This window comes from Lentzea sp. NPDC102401 (assembly GCF_044765805.1).
In the GTDB taxonomy this organism is placed as follows: domain Bacteria; phylum Actinomycetota; class Actinomycetes; order Mycobacteriales; family Pseudonocardiaceae; genus Lentzea; species Lentzea sokolovensis.
The window spans coordinates 42,723-55,870 of the sequence record NZ_JBIWKS010000003.1; the positions used below are offsets into that span (position 1 = coordinate 42,723).

General features: G+C 68.5%; 12 protein-coding genes. 8 read left to right on the forward strand and 4 right to left on the reverse strand.

The window, feature by feature from the left end; translation table 11 throughout:
* Positions 1-276 precede the first annotated feature (276 nt).
* From ACIRG5_RS10725 to ACIRG5_RS10735, 3 genes are read left to right on the forward strand one after another with little or no spacing between them, the layout of a single operon-like run.
* A complete protein-coding gene (locus ACIRG5_RS10725) occupies positions 277-1,932 on the forward strand; it encodes a glycoside hydrolase family 3 N-terminal domain-containing protein (protein WP_402904875.1) in 1,656 nt (551 codons plus the stop codon).
* On the forward strand, positions 1,929-3,134 hold the full coding sequence (locus ACIRG5_RS10730) for an exo-beta-N-acetylmuramidase NamZ domain-containing protein (protein WP_402903271.1): 1,206 nt from the start codon (positions 1,929-1,931) through the stop codon (positions 3,132-3,134). Before ACIRG5_RS10725 ends, ACIRG5_RS10730 begins: the two co-directional genes overlap by 4 nt.
* Positions 3,135-3,141: 7 nt before the next feature.
* Positions 3,142-4,665, forward strand: coding sequence for a serine hydrolase domain-containing protein (locus tag ACIRG5_RS10735; RefSeq protein ID WP_402903273.1), 1,524 nt, complete (start codon positions 3,142-3,144; stop codon positions 4,663-4,665).
* On the opposite strand, the gene ACIRG5_RS10740 is transcribed toward ACIRG5_RS10735, so the two are convergent.
* Entirely contained in the window at positions 4,648-5,985 is a 1,338-nt protein-coding gene (locus tag ACIRG5_RS10740) for a PLP-dependent aminotransferase family protein (RefSeq protein ID WP_402903276.1), read from the reverse strand. The two genes, ACIRG5_RS10735 and ACIRG5_RS10740, sit on opposite strands and share 18 nt — an antisense overlap.
* 49 nt (positions 5,986-6,034) lie before the next feature.
* On the opposite strand from ACIRG5_RS10740, the gene ACIRG5_RS10745 reads away from it, so the two are divergent.
* The 3 genes from ACIRG5_RS10745 (at position 6,035) to ACIRG5_RS10755 (ending at position 8,380) form a co-directional block, all read left to right on the forward strand.
* On the forward strand, positions 6,035-6,481 hold the full coding sequence (locus ACIRG5_RS10745) for a carboxymuconolactone decarboxylase family protein (protein ID WP_402903279.1): 447 nt from the start codon (positions 6,035-6,037) through the stop codon (positions 6,479-6,481).
* Between the two features lie 106 nt (positions 6,482-6,587).
* Positions 6,588-7,472 (forward strand): MurR/RpiR family transcriptional regulator, encoded by an 885-nt coding sequence (locus ACIRG5_RS10750; RefSeq protein ID WP_402904877.1) that lies wholly within the window; start codon positions 6,588-6,590, stop codon positions 7,470-7,472.
* On the forward strand, positions 7,469-8,380 hold the full coding sequence (locus ACIRG5_RS10755) for an N-acetylmuramic acid 6-phosphate etherase (RefSeq protein ID WP_402903282.1): 912 nt from the start codon (positions 7,469-7,471) through the stop codon (positions 8,378-8,380). The genes ACIRG5_RS10750 and ACIRG5_RS10755 overlap by 4 nt, the downstream gene beginning before the upstream one ends.
* Here ACIRG5_RS10755 and ACIRG5_RS10760 read toward each other — a convergent pair.
* Positions 8,369-9,493 (reverse strand): globin domain-containing protein, encoded by a 1,125-nt coding sequence (locus ACIRG5_RS10760; RefSeq protein ID WP_402903285.1) that lies wholly within the window; start codon positions 9,491-9,493, stop codon positions 8,369-8,371. The genes ACIRG5_RS10755 and ACIRG5_RS10760 overlap by 12 nt on opposite strands.
* Before the next feature lie 227 nt (positions 9,494-9,720).
* Positions 9,721-10,161, reverse strand: a complete 441-nt coding sequence (locus ACIRG5_RS10765) for an Lrp/AsnC family transcriptional regulator (protein ID WP_218164492.1) — start codon at positions 10,159-10,161, stop codon at positions 9,721-9,723.
* Between the two features lie 105 nt (positions 10,162-10,266).
* Here ACIRG5_RS10765 and ACIRG5_RS10770 point away from each other — a divergent pair, with 105 nt between their 5' ends.
* Positions 10,267-11,082, forward strand: a complete 816-nt coding sequence (locus ACIRG5_RS10770; RefSeq protein WP_093594369.1) for a tryptophan 2,3-dioxygenase — start codon at positions 10,267-10,269, stop codon at positions 11,080-11,082.
* Positions 11,079-12,179 carry a kynureninase gene (gene kynU, locus ACIRG5_RS10775; protein WP_402903288.1) on the forward strand — a complete coding sequence of 367 codons (1,101 nt, stop codon included), beginning with the start codon at positions 11,079-11,081 and terminating at the stop codon, positions 12,177-12,179. The genes ACIRG5_RS10770 and kynU overlap by 4 nt, the downstream gene beginning before the upstream one ends.
* On the opposite strand, the gene ACIRG5_RS10780 is transcribed toward kynU, so the two are convergent.
* Positions 12,169-12,897: an oxidoreductase gene (locus ACIRG5_RS10780; RefSeq protein ID WP_319976049.1), complete on the reverse strand. Its 729-nt coding sequence runs from the start codon at positions 12,895-12,897 to the stop codon at positions 12,169-12,171. The genes kynU and ACIRG5_RS10780 overlap by 11 nt on opposite strands.
* Positions 12,898-13,148: the final 251 nt, after the last annotated feature.

Here is a 13,148-nt window from a genome sequence, read left to right on the forward strand (position 1 = left end):
GGCCTGCGTACCGGGACGCCGGACGCCGAGGCCAGGGTTGTACGACTGGAGTTGCACGCTTGGTAACTCGCAAGCCCGCGCTGAAGACGGGGCACCCTTCCGAGGGTGCCCCGTCTGCTTGTTAGGCCAAATTTTGCCGTCGGACGGCAGAATGTGCGCCCGTTGACCCACCACGCAGTCGTGAGTAACTTGCGAAATACGCCAGTTACCTGTGGGAACATCACCGGGAGGCACGGACAAGTGCGGAAGTTCGCCGCGTTGACGCTGGTCACAGCCATGGTCGCCCTCACGCCGGTGGCGAGAGCGGACGCCTCCGTGACCACACTGCGCGGGATGTCGCTGGAACAGAAGGTCGGCCAGCTCTTCGTCACGTACGTCAACGGCCAGGCCGCCGACGTCCCGCACCCCAAGAACCAGACGGACTTCGGAGTGGCGACGGCCGCGGACATGGTGCGCAAGTACCAGCCCGGCGGCGTCATCTACTTCAACAACTCGAGCCGCGACAACATCGACACCCCCAAGCAGATCGCGCAGCTCTCCAACGGCCTGCAGAAGGCCAGCCGCATCCCGCTGCTCATCTCCACCGACCAGGAGATGGGTCTCGTCACGCGCATCGGCCCGCCGGCCACCCAGTTGCCGGGCAACATGGCTCTCGGCGCCGGCCGCAGCACGAAGGACGCGGAAGAGGCCGCGCGCATCACCGGCCAAGAGCTCCGCGCGATGGGCATCAACCAGAACTTCGCCCCGGACGCCGACGTGAACTCCAACCCGGCGAACCCGATCATCGGCGTGCGGAGCTTCAGCAGCGACCCGAAGCTCGCGGCGGACATGGTCCAAGCGCAGGTCCAGGGTTACGAGGGCCGCCGCTGGTTCGACCTGAGCTCGGTCACCTCGACCGCCAAGCACTTCCCCGGCCACGGCGACACGTCCGAGGACAGCCACACCGCCCTGCCGGTCTCGAACCGCAGCCTCGACCAGTGGCGCCAGATCGACGCGCCGCCGTTCAAGGCCGCCATCGCCGCCAAGATCGACTCGATCATGACCGCGCACATCCAGGTGCCGCAGATCGACCCGTCCGGCGACCCGGCCACGCTCAGCCCGAAGATCATCACCGGTCTGCTGCGCGACGAGCTGCGCTACGACGGCGTCGTCATCACCGACTCGCTGGAGATGGCAGGCGTCCGCAAGCTCCACTCCGACGCCGAGATCCCGGTGCTGGCCATCAAGGCGGGCGTCGACCAGCTGCTGATGCCGCCGAACCTCGGCCTGGCGATCGACAGCGTCATCAAGGCCGTCCGCAGCGGTGAGATCACCGAGCAGCGCATCGACCAGAGCGTCCTGCGCATCCTGAAGATGAAGCTCCTGCGCGGCGTCATGCTCACCGCCGAGGTCGACGAGAACAAGGTCGACCAGATCGTCGGTTCCAACGCGCAGAGCGCCCAGGCCATCGCCGACCGCACGATCACGGCCGTCCGCAACGACGCCCAGGCGATCCCCCTGAACGCCACCGCTCCCCTGGTCGTCGGCACCAGCGACGCCCCCACGACAGCACTGGCAACGCGGCTCAAGGGCACCAAGGTCGTCACCGCGACGAGCCCGACGCCCGCGCAGATCCAGCAGGCGCTCGCAGCGGCGGCCAACGCGGACAAGATCGTCGTGCTGACCAACAACGCGAGCACCAGGCCCGCCCAGGTCGACCTGATCAACCAGCTCGTCGCCACCGGCAAACCGGTCATCGCGGCCGCCACCGGCAACCCGTACGACGTGGCCCACAGCAACGCGAAGACGTGGCTCGCCACCTACTCGACCACGACGGTCTCGATGGAGGCGCTGGCCAGGATCCTGCTCGGCGAGGCCAAGCCGCAGGGCAAGCTCCCGGTCGACGTGCCCGGCCCGACCCCCTACCCGTTCGGACACGGAGTGACCTGGTGAGAAGGCGGAGCTTCCTCGCGGCAAGCGCCCTGTCCGTCCCCCTCGTCAGCACCGCGACCGCCGGCGCGTCCGCGAAGCTCGCCACCGCCTCCGAACAACTCGCGAGCGACGGCTGGCGCAAGCTCAAGGGCCGCAAGGTCGGCGTGCTCACGAACCCGACGGGCATCCTCAAGGACCAGACCCACGTCGTCGACTCGATGGTCGCCCACGGCGCCAAGCCGACCGCCGTCTTCGGCCCCGAACACGGCTTCCGCGGCACGGCTCAGGCAGGCGGTTCCGAAGGCGACTACGCGGACCCGCGCACCGGTATCCCGGTGTACGACACGTACCAGGCCACCCCCGCGAAGATCCAGGCGATGTTCACGAAGGCGGGCATCGACACGGTCGTGTTCGACATCGCGGACGTGGGCGCGCGCTTCTACACCTACATCTGGTCGCTGTACCAGGCGATGGAAGCGGCCAAGGACCTGGACTTCATCGTCCTCGACCGCCCGAACCCGATCGGTGGCAGCGCGAACGGCCCGCAGCTCGACCCGGCCTACGCGACCTTCGTCGGTCTGAAGCCGATCGTCCAGCAGCACGGCATGACGGTCGGCGAACTCGCCCGCCTGTTCAAGGGCGAGTTCGACCTCACCACGAAACTCGAAGTGGTCAACGTCAGGAACTGGCGGCGCGACCAGCTCGACACCGGCCTGCCGTGGGTCCCGCCGAGCCCGAACATGCCCACCCAGGACACCGCGCTGGTCTACCCCGGCACGTGCCTGTTCGAGGGCACGGTGCTGTCCGAGGGCCGAGGCACCACCCGCCCGTTCGAAACGGTCGGAGCGCCCGGCGTCGACTGGCGGTGGGCCGAGGCGCTGAACGCCCTGAACCTCAAGGGAATCAGGTTCCGGGAGACCTACTTCTCGCCGACGTTCAACAAGTTCCAGGGCAAGACCTGCGGCGGTGTCACCCTGCACGTCACCGACGCGGCACGGTTCGACGCCATCAAGACCGCCGTCGCGATGCTGATCACCGCGAAGTCGTTGTACCCCGGCGTGTTCGCGTGGCGGCCCGACAACTGGATCGACAAGCTCAGCGGCTCCGACCGGCTCCGCGGGATGATCGACGCCCAGGCTCCCCTGGACGAGATCACCGGAGCGTGGCAGCAGGAGCTGCAGCAGTTCCGCCGCACCCGCCTGCCCTACCTGCGCTACCGGTGAGGACGCCATGCTCATCCCTGCCCTGGCCGTCGCACTCGTGACGACGGCACTACCCGGCCACTTCGACCAGCCCCAGGACGGATTCGCGAACCGCTGGACGACGCTGCGCGAGTCGAACCCGTATTGGGCGAACCTCGACCCCGAGCCGATCAACGCGGCCCTGCACCAGCTCCGCGAGTTCCAGAAGCCCCAGGCCAACGGCAAGCCGCTGTTCGCCGGCGCCGTCACGATGTACGTGCACGACGGCAAGATCGTCACGCACGACCGCACGGGCTACGCGGTCCTCTACAAGGACCAGCAAACCCAGCTGCCGGAAGACGAACGCGTCCCGATGCGCAAGGACACGATCTTCGACTTCGCCTCCATCTCCAAGCTCTTCACCTCGATCGCGGTGATCCAGCAGGTCGAGCAGGGTCGCGTCGGCATCGACGAACGCGTCGCCACCTACCTGCCCGAGTTCGGCGTGAACGGCAAAGAGAACATCACCGTCAAGCAACTCCTCACACACACGAGCGGCCTCGAACCGTTCATCCCGTTGTGGCAGAAGTACCCGGACATCCCGTCACGCATCAAGGCCGTGATGGACGTGAAGCCGAAGTCCACGCCCGGCACCACGTACGTCTACTCGGACCTGAACCTGATCACGCTCGGCGAGCTGGTCTTCAAGGTCAGCGGCAAGAAGCTCGACCAGGCCGTCCGGGACGGCATCACCAAGCCGCTCAACATGAAGGACACCGGCTACAACCCGAAGGCCACGGACCGCACGGCCGCGACGGAGTTCCAATCCGCACCGCCACGCGGCATCGTCCGCGGCGAGGTGCACGACGAGAACGCGTGGTCCCTCGGAGGAGTAGCAGGCCACGCCGGTGTCTTCGGCACGGCCAAGGATCTCGCGGTCCTCGGCCAGACGATCCTCAACGGCGGCACTTACGACGGCCGCCGCATCCTGACCGAGCACTCCGTCGAGCTGATGCTGACGAACTTCAACCAGCAGTTCCCCGACAACGCCCACGGCCTCGGCTTCGAGCTCGACCAGCGCTGGTACATGGGCGGCCTGAGCGGTCCGGGAACGGCGGGCCACACCGGCTACACCGGCACGTCGTTCGTGATCGACAAGGCCTCGCGGTCGATCGCGATCCTGCTGACCAACCGCGTGCACCCGAGCCGTGACTGGGGCAGCGTGAACCCCGCGCGGAGGGTCGTCGCCGACGGCCTGGCCAACGCGCTCGCGGTCCAGTCGCGCGGAAAGCAATGGCGCGCAACGACTTCCGGCGGCGCCCTCACCGCGGAACGTCCGGTCGAGGTCTTCGTGGACGTCGACAAGGGCGACAAGCTGACCGTCCAGCACTGGAACGGCACGGACTGGCAGGACGCCCGCACCATCACGACGACCGGCCGCCGTTGGGTGCCAACGGAATCCGTGAAGACGAGGTTCGTCTACACCAAGGCCGGCCTGTACAACGGCCGAGGCGTCTACGTGCACGCCCGTGGCGACGTCACAGCTGAGGGCTGGTCAGTGGCACGCCGCTAACACCTCGGTGAACAGCGGGAGCGCCCGTGGAAACGCGGGCGCTCCAAAGCTCAGCACGATTCCCGTCCGGTCGTCGTCGCTCAGCTCGTGCCGGAACCACGAGAGAGGGCTGACCTCGATCCCACGTTGCCGCGCGGTTTGCACGATCACCTCTTCATGCGGTGTGTCGAGCACGGCATGCATTCCCGCCGCGATGCCCGACACCGACGCGTACGGCGAGACGGCCTCCACCAGCCGGTCACGCCGCCGTTGGTACTTGAGCCGCATCCGCCGCACATGGCTGTCGTAGGCGCCGCATTCCAGGAAATCGGCCAGGATCAACTGGTCGAGCATGCTGATGTGCTGCTCACGGTCGGTCTTCAGCGCCAGGATCGGGTCCACGAACCGGTCCGGCAGCACCATCCAGGCGATCCGCAACGCCGGTGACAACGCCTTGCTGGACGTGCCCAGGTAGACGACGTGCTCCGGATCCAGACCCTGCACGGCCCCGACCGGCTGCCGGTCGTAGCGGAACTCGCCGTCGTAATCGTCTTCCAGCACAAGGCCGTCCACGCGCCGTGCCCACTCCACGGCCGATGCGCGCCGTCGTGGGTGCAAGGGACCGCCCAACGGGAACTGGTGCGCCGGCGTCAACACACACGCGTGCCGGTTGTCGGGCAACTGCTCGGTGTTCGCGCCGTGGTCGTCCACTGCCAACGGCACTGTCGACTTCCACAGCGAACGGTGGAAGTCCAGCCCGTACTCCTCGACGACGATCGGCGGTTTCAGCAGCCGGTTGAACATCTGCACGGCGCCGCCGAACCCCGAGCACACCACGATCCGTTCGGGATCGGCCCGCACTCCGCGGGCCCGCGCCAGGTACTCGGCCAGCGCCGTCCGCAATTCGATGCGCCCCTGCGGGTCCCCCGGCCCGAACGCCTCCGAGGGCGCCGCCGTCAACGCCCGGCGGGTCGACCGGATCCACTCGGCGCGCGGGAACTCGGTGACGTCGGGCGTGGACACCGTCAGGTCGAACCTCACCTCCGGCTCGGCGACCGGCCGCTTCACCGGGGGCGGCGGCGCGACCCGTTGCGCGACAACGGTTCCCGATCCCTGACGGGCGGTCAGCCAGCCCTCAGCCACCAGCTCCGCGTACGCCTCGGCGACGGTGTTCCGCGCGATCCCGAGGTCAAGGGCGAGTGACCGCGAAGCCGGCAGGCGAGTCCCGGGAGGCAGGCGCGCCGACCGGACCGCTTCCCGCAGCGACGCCGTCAACCGGTGCCGCAGTCCACCCGAACCGGACAGGTCCAGGTGGAAGTCAAGATTGGCCCACGATTCCACGATCAGATTGCACCATGCCCAGGGCCAATCAGCGCCATAGGTTTTAGCCATGACGAACCGCATCGACCTCGCCAAGAAGGCACCGAAGGTCTACCGCGCCATGATCGCCCTCGACGCCGCCGCACGCGAAGGTCTCGACGAGCAGCTCGCCGAGCTCGTCCGCATCCGCGCCTCCCAGCTCAACCACTGCGCCTACTGCCTCAACATGCACACCGTCGACGCCCGCAAGGGCGGTGAGTCCGAGGCCCGCATCTACCTGCTCAACGCGTGGGAGGAAGCAGGCGACCTCTACACCGAGAAGGAGAAGGCGGCACTGCGCCTCACCGAAGCCATCACCGTCCTGAGCAGCCACGAGTACGTCAGCGACGAGGTCTACGAGCGCGCCGCGAAGCACTTCGGCGAGGAGGAACTCGCCCAGCTCATCGCGCTGATCTTCACCATCAACTCGTGGAACCGGATCGCGGTTTCCACCCGAAAGGTGCCGGACATCCACTAGGACCTGCCGAGAGAGTGACTTTCGGACACACTCCGTTGACCGTCGCAGTGGCGGTTAGTAAGTTTCCCACGTGTCCACTGATAGCAGTGCCGAGTCCAGTCCACTGGTGAAGATCCGGTCGTTGCTGCCGGGTCTCGCGCGCGCTGAACAGCGCGTCGCGAAGGTGGTCCTGGAGAACCCCGGAACTGTCGCGCACCGCAGCATCACCGAGGTCGCCGAGCAGGCGGGCACGAGTGAGACGACGGTGACGCGGTTCTGCAAGGCCATCGGCGTGGGTGGATATCCGGAGCTGCGCATCGCGCTCGCCGCCGACACCGCCCGCAGCCAGGCCAGGGCCAACCACGACATGGGTGGCGACATCGGACCGGGCGACGACCTGAAGCAGGTCGTCGGCAAGGTCGCGTTCGCCGACGCCCGCGCCGTCGAGGAGACCGCGGAGCAGCTCGACATCGAGTCGCTCGACAAGGTCGTCCAGGCGGTCGCGGGCGCCCGTCGTGTCGACGTGTACGGCTTCGGCGCCTCGGCGTTCGTCGCGTTCGACATGCAGCAGAAGCTGCACCGCATAGGTCTCACGTGCTTCGCGTGGAACGACACGCACATCGCGCTGACGTCGGCCGCCGTGCTGACCGCCGCCGACGTCGCCGTGGGCATCTCGCACACCGGCTCGACCTCGGAGACCGTCGAGGCCCTCCGCGTCGCCCGCGAGACCGGCGCCACCACCGTCGCGCTGACGAACTTCCCGCGCTCGCCGATCACCGAGGTCGCCGACCACGTGCTGACCACGGCCGCGCGCGAGACCACGTTCCGCTCCGGCGCGATGGCGAGCCGCATCGCGCAGCTCACGGTGATCGACTGCCTGTTCATCGGCGTCGCCCAGCACCACGTGGACTCGGCGAAGACGGCGCTGGAGGCGACCTACGAAGCGGTGTCCGGCCACCGGCTCGGCGCCAGACCAGACGGCAGGCGACGGCCGCGGGAGACGTCTAAATGATCTCCCCCCGGAACGGTGTGGTGGTGCGCGTGGAATCTCCGACCGAGCAACGGAACCCGCGCACCACGGACATCGACCGGGTGCCCACGATCGACGTGCTGCGCATGATCAACGACGAGGACCGCACGGTCCCGGCGGCGGTCGCGGAGGCGCTGCCGGACCTGGCCCGCGCGGTCGACCTCGGCGTCACGGCGATCATGTCCGGCGGCCGCGTGCACTACGTCGGCGCGGGCACGTCCGGCCGGCTGGCCACGCTGGACGCCGCCGAGCTGGTGCCCACGTTCAACGCCCCTGCCGACTGGTTCGTCGCCCACCACGCCGGCGGTCCGGAAGCCCTCGTCCGTGCCGTCGAAGAGGTCGAGGACCACTCCGGAGCAGCCCAGATCCGCCGCCACGCCACCGAAAAAGACCTGGTCGTGGGCGTGACGGCATCCGGACGCACGCCGTTCGTGATCGGCGCCCTGCAGGAGGCGCAAGCGCTTGGCGCCCACACGGTGCTGGTGTCGAACAACGCGTCGGTGCCGTTCACCCCGGACGTCCTCGTCACGCTGAACACCGGCCCCGAGGCCATCGCCGGCTCCACGCGGATGAAGGCGGGATCGGCCCAGAAGCTGGTGCTGACCTCGTTCTCCAGCGCGGTGATGATCAAGCTCGGCCGCACCTACTCGAACCTGATGGTCAGCATGCGCGCCACCAACGCGAAGCTGCGCGGCCGGACGATCCGCATCCTGCACGAGGCCACCGGCCAGCCCGAGACGGCGTGCGAACGGGCGCTGGCGGACGCGTCCGGCGACCTCAAGGTGGCGTTGGTGCACCTGCTCTCGGGCGCACCGACCGACCGTGCGGCCGCCGCCCTGGACGCCAGTTTGGGCCACGTCCGCAACGCACTGGACCGGCTAGCCGGCTGACACGACGTCCGGCCCGAACACCTCGTAGTGGATGTCGGTGACACCCGCCGCGAGCAACTGGGCCCGCACCGCGCGCAGGAACGGCACCGGCCCGCACAGGTACGCGGTCGTGTTCGGCGGGATCTCGATGCCGCCGAGGTCGACCAGCCCGGTCCGCCCGGCCGGCCACTCCCCGATCGGCCGCTCGTAGAAGACGTGCGCCCGCGCGTCCTGCAGCTTGGCCACGAGCTGGGCGAGCTCGGCGCGGAACGGGTGTGAGAGCTGGTCCCGGTCACCGTGCACCGCGACCACCTGCCGCCGTGAGTCCGCGGCAGCCAGCTCGGCGAGCATCGAGATCATCGGCGTGCAGCCGATCCCCGCCGACGCGAGCAGCACCGGGCCGTCACCGGGTTCGAGCGTCACGTCCCCGCAGGGCTGACTGAGCTTCAGGATGCTGCCCACCGGCGCGAAGTCGTGCAGGCGGTTGGACACCTCGCCGTCGCGCTTCACCGAGAACTGCAGCGCGTCGTCGGTCCGTCCGGAGAGGCTGTACTGGCGGATCTGCCGGGCACCGTCGGGCAGTGGGACGTGCACCGACACGTACTGGCCGGGTTTGCTCGCGGGCACCGGACCGGTGACCGGCCTGACCACGAACGTCGCCACCTCGTCGGTCTCCTGGAACCGCGCGATCACCCGGTACTCCTGCTGACCCCTGGGCAGGAACCGCTCCAGGGCCATCAGCGCGTCGGCCATCAGCCAGTAGACCTCGCTCCAGGCCGCCGCGATGTCCGGCGTGACGTTCAGGACCTCGGCGACGGCCGCGAGCAGATGCTCGTGCACGACCGCGTACTGGCCGGAGGTGACGCCGACCGAGACGTGCTTGTGCGCGATGCGGCGCAGCATCGCCTCCGGCTGCTGCCCGGCGAGCAGTCCGGACGCGAACACCGCGATCGACCCCGCCAGCGCCTGAGCCTGCGTGCCGTTGGCCTGGTTGCCGCGGTTGAACATGAACCGCAGCAGGATCGGGTGCTCGGCGAACATGCGGGCGTAGAACAGCCTGCTGATCTCGCCGATGGTGGCGCCGACCGCGGGCAGCGTGGCCTCGACCAGTTCGGCGGACTTCGGGGACAGCATCGACGAGCTCCTCACTTCTGCCCCAGGCTGAGCAGAACCGGGCCGGTGGGTTGAACGACGAGGTCCCCGACGGACGGTGAATCGAGCGAGCGTCTCGAGCTTCCTGGTCGTGGCGCAGCGCGCGCCGCGACCGGCAGGTTGAAAGCTAGCGGAGGGCAGTGCCCCACCCTCCCGGGGGCTGACCACCAGACTTCACAACGCAGCTGCGACGCACCCGCAGACGCAAGCTATCCGGGCAACACCGGGCGCCATGGAATCGGCGTCGACAGCACCATCGCGCTCGACGTCTCCCCATGACTCGCGAGCCGCACCAGCAGCCGTTCCAGCTCCAGGATCGACGTCGTCACGACCTTCACGACCGAGCAGATGTCGCCGGTCAGCCGCACGACCTCGACCACCTCCGGGCAGTCGTCGAGCAACTGCGGGTGCACCGTGATGCACCGTGGGCCGTAGCACTTCATGCGCACCAACGCGACGACCGGACGTCCGACGACGGTGGGGTCGACCACGGCGCGATAGCCGGTGATCGCGCCCATGTTCTCCAGCCGGCGGACCCGTTGCGCGACCGTCGGCGGCGAGACGTGGACTCGGCGTGCGAGCTCGTTGTACGACAGGCGCGCATCCTCTTGGAGCGCCTCCAACAGGGCCTTGTCCACCTCGTCCAACATGAATGCAAAGCTACCTGGCGATCTGTTTTGCATTTGGAAGAAGTTCGGCGCGAACGCCTTTCATCGTCCATTCAGGTGACGGGCCGTTCCGGCGACGATTGACGCATGAGCTGCCCCGTGTCCCCCAAGCTGGATTTCGGCGGCACCACGCCGTACGAGGACTACGTGCACGCGTCGGTGTTGCACACCCTTCAACAGCAGTGGTCCAAAGATCCCCGCGAGATGTCGTTCCTGGTCATCACGCAGGTGATGGAGCTGTACTTCGGCCTGCTCTGCTTCGAGTGGAGGCAGGCCCAGACCGAGCTTCGCGCCGACGACGTGCGTGCGGCCGTGCGCACGCTCCGGCGTTCCGACCTGCACCTCCAGGCGCTCTCCGCGGCCTGGCGGCCGATCGCGCGGATGACGCCGACCGAGTTCAACTCGTTCCGCGACGCGCTCGGCGAGGGGTCCGGCTTCCAGTCGGGCATGTACCGCGAGATGGAGTTCCTGCTCGGCGAGAAGTCCGCGTCGATGCTCGTGCCGCACCGGGCCGTTCCCGCGATGCACGAGCAGTTGGAGAAGTCGCTGGCCCTGCCCTCGCTCTACGACGACGTGCTGGCGGCGTTGAAGCGCAAGGGTTTCGACGTCCCGCAGAGCGTGCTGGACCGCGACCTGACCAAGGCCTACGAGCCGTCGGCCGAGGTCGAGCAGGTGTGGGCGGCGATCTACCGCGGCAACGACCGCGACCTGCTGGAGCTGGGCGAGGCGCTGACCGACATCGCCGAGGAGTTCGCGCGCTGGCGCTACGACCACCTGCTCGCGACCCGGCGTTCGATGGGCTCCAAGGTCGGCACGGGCGGCTCCGCTGGTGTTGCATGGCTGGAGAAGCGCACCCAACGAGCGGTGTTCCCCGAGCTGTGGACCGCGAGGAGTTACGTGTGAGGCGCGAGCTGTTCGACATCCCCGAAGGCGTCATCTACCTCGACGGCAACTCCCTTGGCGCACCGCCGAAGCACGTCGCCGAGCGCATGCAGGAGGTCGTGAAGCACCAATGGGGCACGCGGCTGATCCGGTCGTGGAGTGAAGGCTGGTGGGAGGCGCCGCAACGGGTCGGCGACCGCGTCGGCCGGCTGATCGGGGCCGCTCCCGGACAGGTCGTGGTCGGCGACTCGACGTCGGTCAACGTCTACAAGGCGTTGATGGGCGCGGTGAAGGGCACCGAACGCACCGAGATCGTGTGCGACGAGTCGACGTTTCCCACCGACGGCTACATCGCGCAGTCGGTGGCCTCGCTGACCGGACTGAAGATCCGCGCCGCGCATCCGTCCTCTTTGGACCTGACCGGGGACACCGCCGTCGTGTTGCTCAACCAGGTCGACTACCGCACCGGCGCGCTGCACGACATGCAGGCGCTCACCGAGCAGGCGCACGCCGTTGGTGCACAGGTGGTCTGGGACCTCTGCCACAGCGCGGGCGTGCTGCCGATCGAACTGGACGCGCTCCAGGTCGACTTCGCGATCGGCTGCACCTACAAGTTCCTCAACGGCGGACCGGGCTCGCCCGCGTTCATCTACGTGCCGAAGCACCGGCAGGCGACGTTCGAGAACCCGTTGTCGGGCTGGAACGGCCACCGCGAACCGTTCGGCATGAAGCCGTCCTACGAACCGGACGCCGGCATCGCCAGGGCACGCGTCGGCACGCCGGACATCCTGTCGATGCTCGCGCTCGACGCCGCTCTGGACGTCTGGGACGACGTCGACCTGGCCGAACTGCGGCAGCGAGGCCTGGCGCTGACCGCGTTGTTCCGCGAGCACGTCGAGAAGCTCACGAACCTCGAGGTGATCACGCCCGACCAGCGAGGCAACCAGATCTCGGTGCGCTGCCCCGACGCCAGGAACGTCATGGACGAACTGATCGCGCGCGGAGTGATCGGCGACCACCGGCCGCCGGACATCCTCCGGTTCGGGTTCGCCCCTCTCTACGTGACGGACGAGGACGCGGTCAAAGCCGCGGAAACTCTCGCCGAGATCACCCGGTGAGTGCGGCGTCCGCGATGCTCTTGGCCTCGCGGGCGCCCGCCTCCAGCGACGAGCACACGAACAGGATCCACTGGGTCAGGCCCTCCAGGGACCCCGACGCGAACGCCACCGAGGCGGCCTCGTACTCGGACGAACGCCGCAGGCACGCCACCTCGGGCACGCCGAGTCCCTTGGGATCCAGGCCGGTGGAGATCGACGTCATCCGAGCCGCGGCACGGGCGATCACGCCGTTGGCGACGTCGAACGGCGCCAGCCCGAGCAGTTCGCCGTGCACGACGGCGACGACGATCGGGGCCGGCACGGACGTTCCGCCGGTGACCAGCGTGCCGAGCATGTCGAGCCGCTGCGAGACGTCGGCGGAGACGCGCGGCCGTCCGACTTCGGCGGACAGGTCCGCGGCGGCGAGAACGTGCAACCGCGCGAGGGCCTGCAACGGCGCGCGCTGCCAGGTGCCGACGAGCCCGCCCAGCGCCTCGGCGATCCGCAAGGACCCCGCCAGCACCGGATCCGAGACCTCGCCGGACTCCGGGATCTCGGTCGGCCCGCCCTCCAGCGCCGCCGACGCACGGGCCGCACGGACGGACGCCTCCGCCGCCGTCGTGGCCCAGCCACGCAGGTTCACCCGATGGCGGTGCACCTGGAAGACGGCGTCCTTGGCGGCGTTCGCGGCGTCGGCCACGCCGGGCAAGGAAAGCAGCGGAGCGAGAGGATCGGTCACGGTGGCGCAGAGTACCTGACCAGGTGAAACGCGTGACCCAGCTCACTGATCGGACCGCTGAGCGCGCAACTGCGCCCGTTCAACGCGCCACACGTGCCCGGACCAGACAAAACGGGTTACACAATGACAGCCGTGTAACCGACCTCCCAAGATTGGTCTGAACCTTTCTGGGGAGGAGCCTGTTGGAAGTGAGCTGGCTCGCACTACGGTCAGTACCCGCATCCCCAACCGGTCTGGACATTCCAGGAGGT